This window comes from Methylocapsa sp. S129, assembly GCF_009765995.1.
Classification (GTDB): Bacteria; Pseudomonadota; Alphaproteobacteria; order Rhizobiales; family Beijerinckiaceae; genus Roseiarcus.
Genome location: NZ_LMUI01000060.1, coordinates 264,541 through 283,174, shown reverse-complemented (window position 1 = coordinate 283,174; position 18,634 = coordinate 264,541). Strand labels below are relative to the sequence as shown.

Below are 18,634 nucleotides of genomic sequence, written 5' to 3'. Positions count from 1 at the left end.
GATTTGCGACAAGCGGCGCCTCATGATCCTTTGGTCTAACCCATGGATCGATCGCAGCACCCGCTCGTCGACCTTCACAATCCGCCCATCTTGCAAACAATCTTCCACTCCACCTCCGTCACCGGCTGGACGGAAAGGCGGGAAAGTTTCACCAGCGCCATTTCGGCGAGGCGCTTTTCAGCCTTGACGGCCTCAAGCGTCACTTCATGGGGCAGGGCGCGGACCGCGCGGATGTCGACCATGCCGAATTTGCCCGTCTCGTCGGTGGGATCGGGATGATAGAGCTTGATGACCTCGACGATGCCGACGACCGCCTTGCCTTCGTTGGAATGATAGAAGAACCCCTGTTCGCCGAGCTTCATCGCCATCATATTCAGCTTGGCCGCATGATTGCGCACGCCGTTCCAGGTCGTGCCCTTGGCGCCTGCTTCAATCTGCTGCGCGAAAGACCAGGCGGAAGGTTCGCTTTTGAAGAGCCAGTGAGCCATAGGCGTTTCCCGTTCGCGGCGCAGGCTATTGGAACGTCGCTCGCCCGTAAAGTTCAAGTTCAGTCTTCCGCTCTGGCCGGCCGCGCAAGCAGCGCGCCGACGGCCGCGCGCACATCCTGCTCGCCTTTCATCACCGCCTCCACGCTGGCGGCGATCGGCATTTCGACGCCGCGCGCGCGGGCCATTTCCAGCAGCGCGCGGGCGGTTGTCGCGCCCTCGGCGAGCTTGCCGGCGGAGGCTTCCGCTGCGCTTTTCCCGCGCCCCAACGCCACGCCAAATGCAAAATTGCGCGATTGCGGCGATGTGCAGGTCAGCACAAGGTCGCCAAGACCCGACAGACCCATCAGCGTTTGCGGCCGCGCCCCGAAGGCGGCGCCAAAACGCGACAGTTCCGCAAAACCGCGCGCGATCAACGCCGCGCCCGCGCTCGGTCCCAGTCCGAGGCCGGAAGCGATGCCGCAGGCGATCGCGAGAACATTCTTCGCGGCGCCGCCGATCTCGACGCCGCGCACATCGGTCGAGTGATAGAGCCGGAAGCTAGGGCTATTCAGGGCCAGCGCGAGCGCGCGCGCCCGCGGCTCGTCCGCGCAGGCGAGCGTCACGGCCGTGGGCAAGCCGGCGGCGACGTCGCTGGCGAAGCTCGGTCCGGAAAGAATCGCGGCGGGGCGGCCCGGCGCCGCCTGCGCGAGAACCTCCGTCATGAACAGGTCGGAGCCAAGTTCGATGCCTTTCGCGCATGCCACCAGCGGCGCGCCGCTTGGCAGGATACGGGCCAATTGATCGGCGACAAGGCGCGTGGCCTGAGCTGGAACGACGACGAGCGCCGCCTCGCATTGCGCGAGGGCGCCGATGTCCGCGCTGACGACAACGCTGCTCGCGAGGGCGGCGCTCGGCAAATGCGCGCTCTGACGGGTTTGAACGAGGCCCCGCATCGCGTCCGCGCCGCGCCCCCAAAGGATCACGCGCCGCCCGGCGCCCGCCGCGACATTGGCTAATGCGACGCCCCATGCGCCGGCGCCGGCGACGCCAATCGTCGAAATGGGATTCAAAACGCCGCCTCCACCGTGGCCCTCACGCCTTGCCGTTGAGCGATCGTTCGACCTTGGGGTCGAGCGGCCAGCGTGGGCGGGCCGCGACGCCAAGATCGTCTTTAAGGCCGAGCCGGAGGCGCTCGATTCCCGCCCAAGCGATCATCGCGCCATTGTCCGTGCATAGATTCTGCGGGGGAGCGACCAGTCTGATGCCCGCTTGGGCGCAGAAACGCGCGAGCGCCTCGCGAATCGCCCCGTTGGCCGCTACGCCCCCGGCAATCACCAAGGCGTGCGGCGCGCCCGCTCTTTCCTGGAACAGTTTGAGGCCGACCCGCATCCTGTCTTCGATCACGTCGACGACGGCCGCCTGGAAAGACGCGCAGAGATCGGCGATATCTTGCGGCCGCAGCGGCGCAACGCTCTCGGCGGCGAGGCGCGTCGCGGTTTTCAGGCCGGACAGCGAAAAATCCGCGTTGGGGCGGCCAAGCAGCGGGCGCGGCAGGGCAAAGCGCGTCGGGTCGCCCGCCCTCGCGCTCGCTTCTATCGCGGGTCCGCCGGGATAGGGCAGGCCGAGCATTTTGGCCGTCTTGTCGAACGCTTCGCCTATGGCGTCATCCATCGTCGTCCCGAGCCGGTCGAAGTCGCCCACGCCTCTTACGCCCAGAATCTGGGTGTGTCCGCCCGAGGCGAGCAACAGCAGATAAGGGAACGCGACATTGTCGGTGAGGCGCGCGGTCAGCGCATGAGCCTCCAGATGATTGACCGCCACAAAGGGTTTGCGCGCCGCCAGAGCGAGGCCTTTGCCCGTCATCAGCCCGACCAGCACGCCGCCGATGAGGCCGGGGCCGGCCGCCGCGGCGATCCCGTCGAGATCCTTGACCTCAAGTTTCGCCCTTTTCAGCGCCCGCGCGACCAGATGGTCGATGGCGTCGATATGCGCGCGCGCCGCGATCTCCGGCACGACGCCGCCATAGGCGGCATGGGCGGCGATCTGGCTCATCACCTCGTCGCTGAGAATTTCTCCGCCCCCTTCGGGACGGAGCCTGACAACCGCCGCGGCGGTTTCGTCGCAAGTCGTCTCTATGCCCAGAACGCGCATTTTGGTTCCGCAAACTCCATGGCGAGGCGCTTCGCTTTCGCGCCGCGCGGTCGCATCCTATAATCATTGCAGCCCTGCATCTTAAGGCGAATAGTCCAGTTGGAGCGCGATTGCGACCCCTGATCCAAAACTTGTCGCGGCCGCCCGCGCGATCGCAGCCCCTGGCGCCGCTTGTCATGGCCCCGCGTTGAGCCTTCGCGTCGCCCTGATGCGGCCGATCGCCGCCGCTGAACGAAGCGCGACGCTGTTGCGCGCGCGGGGGTTCGAGCCGGCTTTTGCGCCTGTCATGCAAATTGTGGCGACGGGCGCCGAGCCGCCCGACGAGAATTTCGACGCCGTCATCGCGACAAGCGCCAACGCCTTCGCCTTCCTTTCGGCGGAGGCGCGCGACCGTTTGGCCAAGCTCAGGCTCTATGTCGCGGGCGAACGGACAGCCGCGGCCGCGCTGGCCGCCGGATTCGCCGGGACCGATGAGATCGCCGCCGACGCGCGCTCGCTGGCGGCGCTGCTGGCCGCGCGGCCGCGCCCGTCGCGCTTTCTTTACCTGGCCGCGCGCGATCGCAAAAGCGACATCGAATCAGTCCTCTGCGCCGCCGGGCACGGCGTCGTCGCCATCGAAGTCTATGCCGCCGAGGCGCGGCCCGCATGGAGCGCCAGTGAGACGCAGACGTTCGCCTCCTGCGCTGCGGCGTTGCATTATTCGCGCCGCAGCGCTGAACTGACCATTGCATTGGCCGAACGCGCCGGCCTTGGCGAAGGCCTGCGCGCGACATTGCATGGCTGCATATCGAAGGATGCGGCCGAGCCATTGCGCTCGATCGGCGCAAAGCGGATTGTCGTCGCGGCTGGCGCACAGGAATCCCTGCTGATCGATGCGCTGAGCTTAGCGACCAGAATTTCTTAGGAGCAGATCATGACGAAAGTTCTCGTCCTCTATTATTCGAGCTATGGCCATATCGAGACGATGGCCCATGCGGCGGCCGAAGGCGCGCGCGGCGCCGGGGCGCAGGTCGATGTCAAGCGCGTCCCCGAACTCGTGCCTCCCGAAGTTGCGAAATCCTCGCATTTCAAGATCGATCAGGCGGCCCCGCTCGCCACCATCGACGAACTCGCCAATTATGACGCGATCATCTTCGGGACGCCGACACGCTTTGGCAATATGGCGGCGCAGATGCGCAATTTCCTCGATCAGGCCGGCGGCCTCTGGTTCCAGAACAAGCTTGTGGGCAAGGTCGCTTCGGTTTTCACGTCGTCGGCGACGCAGCATGGCGGCCAGGAATCGACGATCCTGACGTTCATCCCGACAATTCTTCATCTCGGCATGATCTATGTCGGACTGCCTTATACATTCAGCGGGCAATTCGGCCATGAAGAGGTCAAGGGCGCCTCGCCCTATGGCGCCTCGACGATCGCCGGCCCCGACGGCTCTCGTCAGCCTTCGGCGGTCGAGCTTGAGGCGGCGCGTTTTCAGGGCGCTCATGTCGCGCAGATCGCGGCGAAACTCTCGGCCTGATTCGGCGCGTCCAAAGGGCGCGTCCGGCGCGGGTTTCCTTCCCTTGCCGCCTCCCTTATAGGATGGGGCGAGCAAGGAAACGAGCGCATGGCGGACGAGACGAGCCAGGACCAGCCCCCCGATCTTGACGGCGCCGCGACTCCCAATCGCGACCGGCGGCCGGAGCCGCCGGTCGTTATCGAGGGCGAGGCCGTTGAGACGCCGGAGAGCGTCGAAGCGCCTCCTGTCGTTGAGGCGATGGCTGTCGATCGGGAGCCTGCCGGGGAGCCGCCCGCCGAACCGCCGCCTGCTGAACCGCCGCCCGCCGGAGCGCGTCCGATCCTGTCGGCGGCGATTGGCGCCATTGTCGGCGCCGTTGTCGCCGCCGCCGGGCTGTGGTTTCTCGGGCAACGGTCCGCCGCCGACCCCGATGTCGTTTCGCGGCTCGAAAATCTCGAGCGAAATCCGCCCCCGGCGCTCGCTGCGCTGGACAAGCGCGTCGGCGCGCTTGAAGCGACGTTGAGCGGCGCGCCCGCCAAAGCCGCGACGGCCGCCTATGGGCAACGCATCGCGGCGTTGGAATCGGCGGCGCTCAGCGCCAAGGCCGCAGCGGACACCAACAAAGATGCGCTTGCCGCGGCGCAAGCAGCCCGCGACGATGCGGCCAAGGCGCTCGCGCTGGCGACCGCAGCCGCCAATAGCGCGAATGGAGCCGCGGGCGCCGCCGCGCCGGCTATTCAGCCAAGCGCGGACGCCAGCGGGCTCGAAGGCCGCGTCGGCAAGCTGGAAGCGGGTCTGGGCGCGCTCGATCATCCCCCCGTCGATCTTACGCCGCTCAATCAGAGACTCGATAAGCTTGAGAGCGCGCTCGCCGCGCCCAAGAGCGAGAACCGCGTCCCCGCCGAACCCGCCGCCCCGCGCCGCGATGGCGCGGGTCTGGCCGTGGTCGCGCAAGCTTTGATCGATCGTCTTGGCGCCGGCGCTCCCTTCGCGTTGGAGCAAACGGCGCTGGAGCATTTGGGCGCCGATCCCGCCAAACTGGCGATTTTGAAGCCGTTGGCCGAAAAAGGCGCGCCGACGGCGAGCGTCCTGGCGATCGATTTCGGAAAGATAGCGCCCGCCATTCTGGCGGCGACGGCTCCGCAAAGCTCTGGCGGCGTGGTGGATCGGCTGCTCGCCAATATGAGCAAGGTGGTGCGCGTGACGCCAGTCGGCGAGGTCGCGGGCGATGATCCAGCGGCGCTGGTTTCGCAGATTCGCGCGGCGCTCGGGCGCGGCGAGATCGCGCCGGCTGTCGCGGCCTGGGCGCGCTTGCCCGAATCCGCTCGGCAGGCTTCGCAGGAATGGGCGAGCGCAGCCCAATCCCGGCTTGACGCCGACAAGGCGGCGCAGAGCGTTCTTGACGATGCGATGGGGCTGCTCGCCTCGACGAAGAATTGAAACGTCCGATTGGCTTTGACTTTGGCGAGCTCTTTGCTTGCTTCCCCATTGGCCGGCGCGCGGCATAAAGCTGATCTGTAAGCGGAGAAGATATGGTTCGCCTGTTGGTGTTTCTCGCGCTGCTCTGTCTGGCTGGTCTCGGTCTGGCGTGGTTCGCCGATCAGCCCGGGCTGGTTACGCTCAATTTGCCGCGATATCACGTGGAAACGTCGCTTTTTTATGCGACGTTGGCTGTGGTTGTGCTGGCGATCGTCATCGCATTCCTCTGGGGGATCATCCGGTTTGTTTTCCGCATTCCCTCGTTGGTCTCGCTGGCCAAAAGGGCGCGCCGCCGTGAGAAGGGCTTTGCAGCCTTGTCGCGCGGCATGGTGGCGGTCGGCTCGGGCGATGCGCGCGCGGCGAGCCGCCATGCGGCCGAAGCGCACCGGCTGATCGGCGCGGAGCCGTTGACGCGTCTCTTGCGCGCGCAAGCGGCGCAACTGGCCGGCGACCGCGCGGGCGCCGAGTTGGCGTTCAAGGACATGCTGGACGGCAGCCACACGCATGCGCTCGGCTTGCGCGGCCTGCATGTGGAGGCGCGCCGGCGCGGCGACCATGAGGCCGCTCTCGATTATGCGGCCCAGGCGCACAAACACGCGGCTCTTCCCTGGGCGGGCCAGGCGGTTCTCGACGACCGCGCGGCGCGCGGCGATTGGGCGGGCGCGCTGGCGGCGGTCGAGACCAACGCCGCGGCCAAGCTGATCGACAAGCCTGCCGCCAATCGCCTGCGGGCGGTGCTCAAGACCGCGATCGCGCAGGAGCGCGCGGAGCGCGAGCCGCAGGCCGCGCTGGCGCTCGCGCAGGAGGCGACGCGTCTGGCGCCGGGCCTCGTCCCCGCCGCGGCGCTGAACGGGCGCCTGACCGCCGCCGCCGGCGATTACCGCCGCGCCGCCAGGATCCTCGAGACGGCCTACGAAAAGACGCCGCATCCCGACCTCGCCGCCGCCTATTTGCGGATGCGGCCCGGCGATTCGGCCGCCGACCGCCTGACGCGCGCGCGCGGTCTCGCGCGCCTCGCCCCCAATGATCCCGAAAGCCGGTTGACGATCGCGCGCGCCGCGCTCGAGGCGCGCGATTTTGACAGCGCGCGCGCGGCCGTCGCGCCCCTGCTCGATCCGGAGGCCGCGTCGGGACGGCCCAGCGTCCGCGCGTGCCTGCTGATGGCCGATCTCGAGGAGACGCAGGGCGCGCCCGGCGCCGTGCGCGAATGGCTGGCGCGCGCCGCGCGCGCGCCGCGCGATCGCGCCTGGATCGCCGACGGTTTTGTCAGCGACCTCTGGGCGCCCGTCTCGCCGGCCGGCAAGCTCGACGCCTTCGTCTGGCGCACCCCCGAGGAGCGCCTGAGCGCGCCGGACGCGCCTTTGCCAGTCGCCGCGGCCCCGGCGCTTGTCGGGCCCTCCAGGGAGGCGGAGGATATCGTCGAGCCGGTTCCGGCGATCGCGACCACGATTTTGGCGCCGTTGGTCGTCGACGCCGCGCCGATCCCCGTCAGCCCGAAAGTCGACGCCCCCGCGCTTCCCGATATCCCCCCCAAACCGCCGGACGACCCCGGCGCGCCGCCGGCCGCTGCCAAACGAAGCGGATTCCGGCTTTTTTCATGAAGCGGCAGGCGCTTCGTCGCCGGGCCTCAGGCGCGCCATCGCCTCCAGAGCGGAACGGCGCAGAGACTGGCGATGGAATAGCCGGGGAATAGCCGGGGCGCTCGAAGGACCCAACAAAATCCTCGCTAAGTCCTTGATTCTCGCCGGCGCGGAAGCGCATTTCCATCCGCGAAACGAGCGATATCAATGGGTTAAGCCCGTTTTGCCTTCCCCATCGCGTTTTCGGGGCGTGGAACAGGCGCGACGCGCCTTGCAGCGCGCCCATCGGCGCCGCCGGGGCGGCATTGGCGTGAGCCGTGCGCCTTGACCAGACGATCAAGCTTTCTGGTGAATGGGACGGGCCGATCAAACCGTTCCTCCATGGAAGCGCGCTTTGGAAATAGAGACAAGAAGATTAGCATAAATTCCTATTTTCAGAAATGAAAATGCCGCTTCCTCTCGCTCCGTCCCCGGCGGGCGACGGCGATGGGCGCCCCAATCGGTCCGAGCGCAGAAATGTTGCGGCGCGTTACGGCAAAAACCCCAAATTAACCAAGTATTAAGGTTAATAACCAATAACAGGTGTGCCGGATCGACACATTGACGCCGCGCGCCGGATCGGGCCGTGCGAACGTCAGGAAAAACGAAGAGCCGGGATTTTAGATCGTCAAGCCGATTCGCGGCGCCAGCGCGAGTCATTCAGGGTCTGGGGAAGCCATCCATGTCTTCACTTCTTACAAATTCAGCCGCCCTTACGGCATTGCAGTCGCTCAATATGACGCAGCAGAATCTGGCGACGACCCAGAATCAGATTTCCACCGGCTTGAAGGTCGCTAGCGCGTCGGACAACGCGGCCTATTGGTCGATCGCCCAGAGCATGTCGTCCGACACCGGCGTCCTTGGCGCGGTCAATGATTCGATCGCCCAGAGCCAGTCGATCCTGGGCGCCGCGACAGCGGCGATCAACAATGTCATCACCACCATCCAGAGCATCCAGACCGTTCTTGGCGAAGCGGAAAATCCGAGTTCGGACAGCGCCACGATCGCCACGCTCAACACCACCCTGCAGTCGCTCGGCCAGCAGTTGACCTCGGCGGTCAACAGCGCCTCGTACAGCGGCGTCAACTTGCTCGACGGTAGCCAGACAGGCGCGCTGAGCTTTGTCTCCGGCTATAATGTGAGCGGCGCCGGCGTCGCCAGCTTCGACACCATTTCGTTGGCGGCGCAGGCTCTGACCGGTACCGGCGGCGTCGCATCGACGACCGTGCAACCCAATGTGACCAACGCCACCACCATCGCCGGCATCGCGGCTCTCGTCGCCAATACCTACACCGCCAGCTATGGCGTCGACGCGATCACGACAACCGCGGATTCCACCACGGTCTCCTCCAAGAGCCTCTCCGGCGTGACCACCACCACCACCTACAGCGGTCTCGACGCCAACGGCAATGCGACCACGATCGCTCTTGCGGGAACGGGCGGCGGCTCGCTCAGCGTCAGCGTCACGACGACGCCAGCGGCTGGTCTGTTCACCCAGGGCACGACTAACCTGACGAATATCGTCACGAGCACGACGGCGGCGGCTCAGCAGATGACGGATGTCAGCGCGGCGTTGACGGCGATCACGAGCTATTCCTCGATCATCGGCTCCATCACCAACACCCTGACCAATGCGGCGACTTTCAATTCCGCGCTGTCGGACAATTACACGACCGGCATCGGCGCCCTCGTCGACGCCGACATGAACCAGGCCTCAACCCGCCTGCAGGCCCTGCAGACGCAGCAGCAGCTCGGCGTCCAGTCGCTGTCGATCGCCAACCAGAGCAGCCAGCTTATCTTGAAACTGTTCCAGTAGTCTTAGTGGGGCAGGGCGGAGGGTTCTGGGGTTCTGCCGATTACGGCCGGCGGAGTCCTTTCCGCCGCCAGCACGATCGGGCTCTAAGCGGCGGCAGGCGTCCTGCGTCAATCGTTTCTTCCATACCAAGCGGAGATCGCAGCGCCGAGCGGCGTTTGAAGGCTTGCCGACCCGTCCAGCATTGTCCTATAAGGCCGCGTCCGCGTCGCCTTAATTAAGGTCGGCGCCTATGAAGCGCCTGGGCATAGCTCCAAAAGAAGCTAACCCATTGGAATGCCGCAATAGCTCAGCTGGTAGAGCACCTCATTCGTAATGAGGGGGTCGGGGGTTCGAATCCCTCTTGCGGCACCAGCAAAATCAAATAGATACGATATAATTTGATTGACGCTGCGACGTGATGTCGCCACGAGCGACCGCATGGCGACCATCGCGGGATCCGAGGTTGTGGCGCAAACGTTGGAGGTCGAGCCGATCCGCGGCTTGGAAGTCATCGGCGATCACGCGGTGAGCGCCGCATTCCAAATCTCAGGTGCGGTTTTGCTCTTGGCGCGAAGCTGGCCGAGTTTGAACTGACTCTTTTTGATCCGATGCATGAGTTCAATGCCGGCGATCGCCGTTGCGGATGTTGCATCGTCAACCTTTGACAGTGCGAAGTGAGGGCCGCGGAGCCTTCACTTCGGCATACTGCCCCCGGCAAAATGCGAGCGGCTTTAGCGAGGTTGCAGCAAAAGCTTCGACGCGTCCGAAGAGAACCATGGGGTCTCCCGCGTCGACCCGATGTACCGTGCAGTCAAACCAGGTCAGGCCGTCGCTGAGCGCCGGCGCGCCCGTATGGAAGACATCGTGATCGATGTTCGCGAATTTGTCGGTGTCGCCGTTCGATGAAAATGCCCGAGAACGCCTTCGCTCGATCTTAGGCGCCAATTTTTAAACGAATGGAGTCCAAATTCTCCGGATGAAACTCGCATCCGGAACGTTCCGAGCCCGCCGGAGCGCCAAGTTCTGAGCGGCCTGCGTTCGCATGAGCGCGGCGAGAGCGACTCAATGCCTGGTTGAGAAAGGAAATGCGAATTGGCTGCACGTCATCCGCCGAATTCCGGCTTCAGATCGCGCAAGAAAGCTTCGCCGGCCAAACTTCTGATCTCACTTGGCCCCATCGCGGCCTTCGCGACATTGATCGCGCGCAGTCCGAGATACGCTGGGCTGTTTGTCGCGTTGCCCGTTGCAGCCTTGATCGGTTTCTGTCTATTTGGCTATTTCGGGTCCGGTGGGTCGGGGGCGCATCACATTGACCCCACAGCGCTCGCGCAGGCGGGGCAGACTGCTGTGGCGCAATCGGAGACCCAAAGTCCCCGCCAAAATCAGGCGGTCGCCTCAGCGCCGCCAAGCCCGGACAAGGACAACAAAGCGTCGACCACTCCGACGAATGTCGCCTTGGCGAGGTCGATCTCGGCGGCGCGGGACCCGGCGCTCGAGAATTGGTTCATCGCCTCATATCTGAGATGCTGGACGCCGCCGGCGAACCTCCCTTCAGGCGAAAAATATGGCGCAGAAATTAGGGTCGTCCATAAAGTCGACGGCTCGCTCGCAACGGCGCCCCGGCTCGTGAATCCTCCGATAGATCCCGTATGGCGCCCCTACGCCGATAGCGCGGTGCGCGCAGTGACAAAATGCAACCCCCTTCACGTACCGCCCCAATATGTGGCGCAATTCGATCAATGGAAAAAAATTACGCTGCATTTCTAGTTAGAAACGCTTAGCCGCTCTCGATTACAGCGCGACTAAATCGCGTACGATAGGCCAATCCCAGCGTAAGCGGTGCGGTGCGCGATCTGGCTTGTGCGCGTTGGCTCGCAATTTGCTTTCGCCAGCGCACGTAGCGGTTTGCCGGCTCTGCGAGCTGTCTTGGTCCTGAGAGGCTGGTCGATTCAAATCGGCATTCGGATCGCTCGAGCACGCATATTCAGCCATCACCAAAAACGCTGAGCCAAAGCGACAGCGAGCAAGCTGCTCAATGCGACGACGACGAGGCAGAGATAGAATGTCGTCGCGCTTTGGCGCTCTTGGTCAGACCGCCGGGGCCGCATTCTCATGATCGCCCCTCGGTAATTTCACGTCGGATTCGCCTTCGACGAACTTGATTCCGAAGGAGTCCAAAGGGCTCCTGAGGTCATCAAGAACTGCTGGGGCCGGCAACCGCTTGCGGGTTTCAAGAAGCGCGATGACGGAACTGGGTGCGTTGGATCGGCGGGCTAACTCGGCTTGAGTCCAGCCCAAGACGCCGCGCGCGGCCTTGATCCGCGCAGGCGCAATGGTCATCTCGTCGCCTCCTTGAGTCGCAGGGGGGCCCTCGTATTCGTAGCGCCGGGCTTATCGATGGCGCAGGCGCAGGCGGGCCGCCACGTACTGATTGTCCGCGGCGGCCCAGGCCGCGACGGGCTGGGGGGCTATCATCGCGACGGCAATTCAATATCAGAGGTGCGCATCAATCGTCGCGCCCGATGATATTAAGTTTTGTGACAATCGGGACGCCGAGGCTCCCCGATGACCTCAATGTTTGCGTCAAAATTGTCCCAGGCTCAAATTGTAAAGCCCGCTCCTTTGGAACAGCGCTTAGCGGCCTTAAAAATCTCTCGCACACAATTCGAAACTGCGAGACCAGGTCATGCGCCAGCCTGGTGAATCTCGTGTCCAGAAGCGTCTGGCCGCGATTCGTTGTCCTAGCCGTCCCGCGCTGCCGAACGCGCGCATCGTCCATGTGCGGCGGAACCCGGCCGGCGCCTGTCTGTCGTGCTTTTTCAGGTATTTTGGCGGCGATCTGCCTTTTGCTTGCGACCTTGCCGAGCTCGGCCGCTATTACCGGGCCTATGCCGAACTCATGGCCCATTGGCGTTCCGTGCTTCCCGAGGGCGCGATGCTCGAGGTCCAATACGAGGCGCCGGTCGCGGATTTCCCGGCTGAGGCGCGCCGCCTCGTCGCCTATTGCGGTCTCGAATGGGACGAGCGCTGCAGCGCCTTTTACGAAACGCGCCGAGCCGTCACGACCTCAGGTGCGCCGGCCAATCTATCGCGATTCGGTCGGCGGCTGGCGCGCCCACGCTGGCCAGCTCGGACCGCTCCTGAATGAATTCGGCGTCGAATCCTGAATTTTAGCGAGCCTCAATACGCTACGATTTTCCGCTCTCTGCGAGTATTATTTACCACTTTTTAACCCCTTCTTGTATTCGCGGCGGGGGATGGTAGGTTAAAAAAGTGAGGCCAACGCGGGAAGGCGACCTCACCTCCGTCCCATGAAGCTTAAATAAAGTCGTCGAACGAATGAGAAGCGAGCCAACCGGGGGGGCGGCGGGTTCGCAGTGGCGGGGGCAGGGACTTGAGCATCTTCAATGATGGGGGGTATAAGCCGCCGCGCCGCCGCGCTCGACGCGCGGTGGGCTTCATGCCGCTTGAGCCGCGCATCATGTACGACGGCGCGGCAGCCGCCACCGCGGCGGCGGCTCACCATCATCACGATGGGCTCGGCGGCGATCATTCGAATCCGACCGCGGGACAAAATCACCAGGCGTGGCTCGGCTATCAGCCCGCGACGTCCGTAGCCGCGCCGGTCCAGCCGGTCTTTGGCGGCAATCATGCAAATTTCGACGCCGCGACAGCGAGCCCCGCTCCGAAGAACGATTCGCCCATCCACGAGGTCGTTTTCATCGACGCGCAGGTTCCGGACCTGCAGGACCTCCTCAGCGGCGTCAAGGCCGGCGAACAGGTCTACGTCCTCAATTCTAACCAGGACGGCCTGCAGCAGATCGCCGACATCCTCGCCGCCAACGATCTCACCCATCTCTCGTCGATCTCGATCGTCGGCCACGGCCAGCAGGGCGAGTTCACGGTCGGCTCCTTGAATCTCACCGATTCCAACCTCGCCGGCGAGGCGCAATATCTCGCGGCGATCGGCAAATCGCTGGCGCCGAGCGGCGATATTCTTCTCTATGGTTGCGATACCGCCGGGGGCGCCGGGGGCCAGCAATTCATTGCCGATCTCTCCGCCTATGCCGGCGGCGCCCATGTCGCGGCGTCGAGCCAAGATATCGGGACGCTGCACACGACCAACGGGACTTTCGAGAATTGGACGCTCGACGCCTCGACCGGCGCGATTGACGCGGACACGCCGTTCACCGCCGCCGCGCTGGCCAATTATGACGGATTGCTCGCCAATACGACGGTGACGGCGTCGTCGATCACCACCACGCTGACATTCGACGCCGACAGCGACGGCGGCGTCAGCCCGGGCGATACGGTGACGAGCGAGGTCACCCTCACCAATACGGGCGCTAGCGCGGCCAGCGGCGTTGCGTTCAGCGAGACCGCCAACGGTCTGACGGTGGTCGCGAATTCGGTGGAGATCACGCCGATCGCGGTCAGCGATTCCTATGCGCTTGTTGGCAATACGCCGATTACGGAGAGCGCCGTCCATGGCGTGCTGGCCAATGACATCGAGTTCAACGGCGATACGCTGACCGCGACCAATCTGGTGCAAAGCGACGCCGCGACGCACGGCACGGTCGTGCTCAACAGCGACGGCAGCTTCACCTACACGCCCGACACCGGATATTCCGGCACGGCGACGTTCACCTATACCGCGCATGACGCGGCAGGGAACAGCGATCAGACCGCGACCGTGACGCTGACCGTGAGCGCGCCGGACTGGTACGTCAACGGCGCCACCGGCAGCGACACTGCCGGAACCGGCACGGCCGCAAGCCCGTTCAAAACGATCGAGAAAGCTGTCACCACCGCCGCGGCCGATTCGTCGGCCGGCGTCGACAACACGATCACGGTCGCTGCCGGGACCTATTCGGGCAGCGGCATCACGCTGGCGAGCGGCGAACAGCTGATCGGCGCTGGCAGCGGCAGCACGACTTTTACGGTGTCAAGCGGCAACGCGGTGGCGCTGAACACCAGCAACTCGCCAACTTATTTGGGCAACACGATCAGCGGCATCAATATCACCGACACTGGTTCGGGCGACGGCATCGTTGCTGATGGCACTGTTGGTACGCTGACGATGTCCAACATCGTCGTCAGCACCGGCTCGGGAACAGGCATCTTGTTGACCGATGGCGGCACGGTGAACATCACCGGCGCCAGCAACACCCTCGATACAACGTCGGGCACGGCGCTCGACATCGCCAATACCACCATCGGCTCGAGCGGTGTGACGTTCAAATCTATCTCGGACGGCACGGGCACTGGCAGTTCCGGCGACGGCATCATCCTCGACAGCACCGGCTTTAGCGGCGGCCTGACCGTCACCGGCGACGGCTCGACCGCCGGCTCAGGCGGGACCATCGAGAACAAGACCGGCAGCAGCGCGACCAGCGGCGCCGGCATCTATCTGAACGATACGGCCGATGTGTCGATCGCCTATATGCAGCTCAACGGTCTGGCCTACGACGGCATCTATGGTACGATCGTCACCAATTTCAGTATGGACCACACGGTGGTCAACGGCGCCAACGGCAGCGCAGTCGGCGAAGGCAGCGTTGTCTTCGGCAGCGGCGAATATACTGGGCAAAGCGTCGTCAACGGCATTACCGGCGTCGCCTCGATCACCAACTCGACCATCAGCGGCGGCTATTACGACAACGTCGACGTGTTCGATTGGAGCGGCTCGCTGGACCTGACGCTGAACAGCGACACGTTCCGCGACAACAATGCGACGACCGGCGATCAGAATGTCTACATCGATCCGGACGGCATCTCGATCATCAACGCCACGGTGACCAACAGCACCTGGACCGGGGTCGCCAGCGGCAGCAATTTCTATTTCGACGTCAACAGCACTGCCGCGGTCGGCTCCAATCTCACGTTCACCGGCAATACCGTTGGCGACGATCTCGGCGGATCGGGCGGCGACGGCGGCTCGGGCATTGTCGAGGCGATCGCCAGTTCGGTCTCCAATACCACCAGCACCTTCGACATCGAGAACAACGCATTCACCGGCGCCAACGGCAGCGCCGTGATCGTCGCCAACGACGAAGCCGGTTCCCCCACCACCACCGCGACACTCAACCTCACTTTCAGCGGCAACACGATCGGCGCCGCGGCGGGAACTCACAACCCCTCGACAACAGACGGCTTTGGCTCCTCGGGTGGCATAGGGCTCTGGGTCCAGTTCAACGGCGGCACGATGAACGCCACGGTGGCCAACAATGACATTTATGAATTTGCCACCAACGGCATCGAGTTCCAAGGCGGCCTGGCCGCCACTGGCAACGCGGCCGGTACCTTGAATGCGACCGTGATCGGTAACACCATCGAGGATCCAAGCAGCGCGGCCGCACTAAAAGGGGCCTTGCAGGTCGGCATCTACGTCGAACCCGGCCCCAACCATAGCGCGGTCAACTCCTATGCATTCGATCTGACGATAGGCGGCAGCGTCGCTAGCCAACAGAATACAATCAGTGTTCCTCAGAGCGAGATAAACAGTACCAACGGCGACGACATCGAAATAACCCAAGACGAGGATACGCATACGCCGGATGCAATAAATCTCACCGCGGAGACGGGGACCGCCGGCGTGCTCAGCCTCTACGGCGGCCCGGGCGATGATAGCGGCCAGCAAGTCGAGACCTTTCTGGCAAACAACAACAGTACACCCAGCAACACAGGCGGCTACTTTGCGCTTGCCGTCACCGGCAATGGTTACGGCGACGCGTCGCCGTCCGCGACGGCGCCGACGACCGGGCCGACCTTCGGCACGCCCACCGTCCTCGGCGCCGACACGGAAGGCGCTACGCTGTCCGCGTCCGCGCTTGGCGCCAGCGCCGCCTTCCAGTGGCAGGAAGCCTTCTCGAACGGGGAATGGGTCGATATCTCCGGCGCCAACTCGTCCAGCTTCACGCTGACCGAGGCCCAGATCGGCGCCACGCTCCGCGTCGTCGAGACGTCGGTCTACAGCGACGGCCTGGTCGACACCGTGGCGAGCGCCGCGACCGCGGCAGCGGTCGCCGATAATCTCACCGTGACGCCGCCGGGCGTCAGCGGGACGGCCCAGGTCGGCCAAGTTCTTACGGCGACGACTCCCACCACCGATAACAGCGACGCCACGATCACCTATCAGTGGCAGCGCGACGGCGTGAACATTTCCGGCGCCACCGGCCAGACCTATCGGGCGACGGCGGCCGACGTCGGCGACACGCTGGATGTCGTCGCCACCGCGACCGACCCGCATGGCGGCAACGTCAGCGAGACCAGCGGCGCGACCGGGACGGTCGCGGCCCTCGCGCAGAGCCTGTCCAACGTCGAGATCAGCGCGATACCGGTCGGCGACGCGGTCACCGTAAGCTGGGAGGCCACGGTCAACGCCCAGAGCGATCAGCTCATTGTGAACCCGACCTATACCAATGGCAGCGTAACCGGGAACTTCACGACCGTCACAATCCCAACGACGACCGTCACGCTCGACTCTCTGACGCTGAGCGGCGAGATTTTCGACGATTCCAACGCCGATGGCCTGCTCGACGCCGGCGACAGTGCGATCAGCGGCGTCTCTGTCTCGGTGTTCGCCAGCGCGACCAACACCCTGATGGGAACCGTTACGACCAACGGCAGCGGCGTTTACGACCTCACGGGCCTCGCGGCCGGAAGCTATTATGTGCGGATCAACGCTCTGCCGAGCGGTTATTCCAATGCATCGTCGGTGGTCGACGCCACGCCTGACGATTATCTGGGCGGCCGCAATTACGGCCAGTTGTCGGGCGGCTTTGTCGTCACCAATCCCATCGTCATCGCTTATGACAGCCCGCATCCGACCGTTGCCGGCTATCCTGGCGACGACACCACCGGCACGCTCGATATCGGCCTGGTCAAGGGGCCGGTCATCGGCGGTACCGGCGGCGCCGTCGACTTCTACCAGGGCGGCGCCGCGGCGACGCTCGACGGCGGCATCACGGTCACAGATCCGGCCGGCGCCGACATCAACAGCGCCACGGTGACCATTAGCTCGGGCTACCTCTCCGGCGACACGCTGACCTTCCACAATGGCACGGACACCCAGATCTTTGGCGGCGACACTATCACCGCTACGCAAAGCGGCGACACGCTGACGCTGTCCGGCCCCGCCACTGCGGCCGATTACCAGACGGCGCTTCAGAGCGTCACCTATAGCTTCGCCGGCGATCCGACCAATCTCGGCGCCGACAAGACCCGCACCGTCGCGTGGTCGGTGATCGACGCCAACGGCCAAATGAGCGCCGCCGGCAGCGCCAGCGCGCTCGACGTGTTTATGACGGCCGTGCTTGCCGGGGCGGTCACGCCTGCCCCGACCGTGACCTCGACCAGCGGCCCGGTCACAGCCGATTCCAGCCTGACCGTAGCCGATAACAACACCCTCGGCGGCGCTCCGGTCGCGACGGTGACGATCAGCAGCGGATCGCTGTCTGGCGACGAGCTCTTTATCCCTTCCGCCGATCTGTCGGGCAGCACAATCCTGGGAACGACCATCACTGTCACAGGCAATGAAACCGCGACGCTGACGCTGACAGGCGCCAGCGGCGCCACCGCCGCGCAGTTTCAGAATGCGCTCGACGAAGTGCAATTCAAGGCTGTGAGCCCCAACAACGGTGCGCGCACCCTGACTTGGTCGTTCAACGACGATGCTGGCGGGAATACGAACGATAGCAATTCTTTCACCACCAATGTCGACGCCGCGTTCGGGCCGCAGATCACGACTTTGGTCGGCACGCCGGTCAACGGCGGCGCGGTGCGGCTCGATGGAACGGGATTGACCTCGGGCGACACCATCAACCTTTACGCGGACGGCAGCACGACGACGATCGTCGGAACCGGTATCGTCACCGCGGGCGACACTTTCGACATCACGACGACGGCCGACTTTGCCGACGGGGCGCATACATTCACGGCGATGGAGACGAATTCATCGAATCCGACAATCCCCGCCTCGCTGGCGTTTTCGGTCGCTGTCGGCTCAGTAGCGCCGACGGGTCTTGCGCAGCAGGGAACCTCGACCAACGGCGGGACGATTGAGATCGCGGGGACGGGCGATGCGTCCGGGGATACGATCACGCTTGTGTTCAAGAGCGGGGCGACGACGGTCGCCACGGTCAGCGGGACTGCGGGGGTTGGCGGGACGTTCGACATCACGGCGCCTGGGCCTTTCGTGGATGGCTCGTATAGCGTGACGGCGGTCGACACGAGCGCGGACGGGACGGAGACGAGCACGGCTTCGACGGCGGCGACGGCGATTGTGGGTTCGCTCGCGCCGACGGGCCTTGCGCAGCAGGGAACGTCGACGAATGGCGGGACGATTGAGATCGCGGGAATGGGGGATGCGTCCGGCGATACGATCAAGCTTTACAACGGCGCGACCCTGGTTGGCTCCGGCGTCGCGGGAGCGGGCGGGGCGTTTGACTTTGCGACGACGGCGACGTTTGCGGATGGGACGTATCATCTGACGGCGACGGACACGAGCGCGGACGGGACGCAGACGAGCACGGCTTCGACGGCGGCGACGGCAATTGTGGGTTCGGTCGCGCCGACCGGCTTGGCGCAGCAGGGAACGTCGACGAATGGCGGGACGATTGAGATCGCGGGG

13 protein-coding genes and 1 tRNA gene are annotated in these 18,634 nt (G+C 64.7%); 8 read left to right on the top strand and 6 right to left on the bottom strand.

The features are described 5' to 3' along the window. Positions 1-74: 74 nt before the first annotated feature. From GSQ90_RS31660 to tsaD, 3 genes are read right to left on the bottom strand one after another with little or no spacing between them, the layout of a single operon-like run. Positions 75-488, bottom strand: a complete 414-nt coding sequence (locus tag GSQ90_RS31660) for an EVE domain-containing protein (protein WP_158818964.1) — start codon at positions 486-488, stop codon at positions 75-77. Between the two features lie 59 nt (positions 489-547). Next, positions 548-1,537: an NAD(P)H-dependent glycerol-3-phosphate dehydrogenase gene (locus tag GSQ90_RS31655; RefSeq protein WP_158818963.1), complete on the bottom strand. Its 990-nt coding sequence runs from the start codon at positions 1,535-1,537 to the stop codon at positions 548-550. 22 nt (positions 1,538-1,559) lie between these two features. After that, a complete protein-coding gene (gene tsaD, locus GSQ90_RS31650) occupies positions 1,560-2,618 on the bottom strand; it encodes a tRNA (adenosine(37)-N6)-threonylcarbamoyltransferase complex transferase subunit TsaD (RefSeq protein ID WP_158818962.1) in 1,059 nt (352 codons plus the stop codon). Positions 2,619-2,805: 187 nt separating this feature from the next. On the opposite strand from tsaD, the gene GSQ90_RS31645 reads away from it, so the two are divergent. From GSQ90_RS31645 to GSQ90_RS31620, 6 genes are all read left to right on the top strand, one after another. Then, positions 2,806-3,522, top strand: a complete 717-nt coding sequence (locus GSQ90_RS31645; protein WP_158818961.1) for a uroporphyrinogen-III synthase — start codon at positions 2,806-2,808, stop codon at positions 3,520-3,522. A 9-nt stretch (positions 3,523-3,531) separates the two neighbouring features. Then, positions 3,532-4,131: an NAD(P)H:quinone oxidoreductase gene (gene wrbA / locus GSQ90_RS31640; protein WP_158818960.1), complete on the top strand. Its 600-nt coding sequence runs from the start codon at positions 3,532-3,534 to the stop codon at positions 4,129-4,131. 87 nt (positions 4,132-4,218) lie between these two features. Further along, entirely contained in the window at positions 4,219-5,550 is a 1,332-nt protein-coding gene (locus GSQ90_RS31635; RefSeq protein WP_158818959.1) for a COG4223 family protein, read from the top strand. Positions 5,551-5,642: 92 nt separating this feature from the next. Beyond that, complete coding sequence (locus tag GSQ90_RS31630) at positions 5,643-7,190, top strand: heme biosynthesis protein HemY (RefSeq protein ID WP_158818958.1); 1,548 nt, start codon at positions 5,643-5,645, stop codon at positions 7,188-7,190. 700 nt (positions 7,191-7,890) lie between these two features. After that, positions 7,891-9,024 (top strand): flagellin, encoded by a 1,134-nt coding sequence (locus tag GSQ90_RS31625; protein WP_158818957.1) that lies wholly within the window; start codon positions 7,891-7,893, stop codon positions 9,022-9,024. Positions 9,025-9,299: 275 nt separating this feature from the next. After that, a tRNA-Thr gene (locus GSQ90_RS31620) sits at positions 9,300-9,375 on the top strand. A gap of 282 nt (positions 9,376-9,657) precedes the next feature. Here GSQ90_RS31620 and GSQ90_RS31615 read toward each other — a convergent pair. The 3 genes from GSQ90_RS31615 to GSQ90_RS31610 all read right to left on the bottom strand — a co-directional run bounded on the left by GSQ90_RS31615 (position 9,658) and on the right by GSQ90_RS31610 (position 11,343). Further along, positions 9,658-9,948, bottom strand: coding sequence for a flavin reductase family protein (locus GSQ90_RS31615; protein WP_158818956.1), 291 nt, complete (start codon positions 9,946-9,948; stop codon positions 9,658-9,660). Between the two features lie 437 nt (positions 9,949-10,385). After that, positions 10,386-10,511 carry a hypothetical protein gene (locus GSQ90_RS32760; protein WP_256366646.1) on the bottom strand — a complete coding sequence of 42 codons (126 nt, stop codon included), beginning with the start codon at positions 10,509-10,511 and terminating at the stop codon, positions 10,386-10,388. 580 nt (positions 10,512-11,091) lie between these two features. Further along, positions 11,092-11,343, bottom strand: a complete 252-nt coding sequence (locus GSQ90_RS31610) for a helix-turn-helix transcriptional regulator (protein WP_158818955.1) — start codon at positions 11,341-11,343, stop codon at positions 11,092-11,094. A gap of 346 nt (positions 11,344-11,689) precedes the next feature. Here GSQ90_RS31610 and GSQ90_RS31605 point away from each other — a divergent pair, with 346 nt between their 5' ends. Then, positions 11,690-12,151, top strand: coding sequence for a sulfotransferase (locus GSQ90_RS31605; RefSeq protein WP_210255033.1), 462 nt, complete (start codon positions 11,690-11,692; stop codon positions 12,149-12,151). Between the two features lie 312 nt (positions 12,152-12,463). Continuing rightward, the coding region (locus GSQ90_RS31600) for a DUF4347 domain-containing protein (protein ID WP_210255032.1) at positions 12,464-18,634 on the top strand (6,171 nt) is incomplete at its 3' end.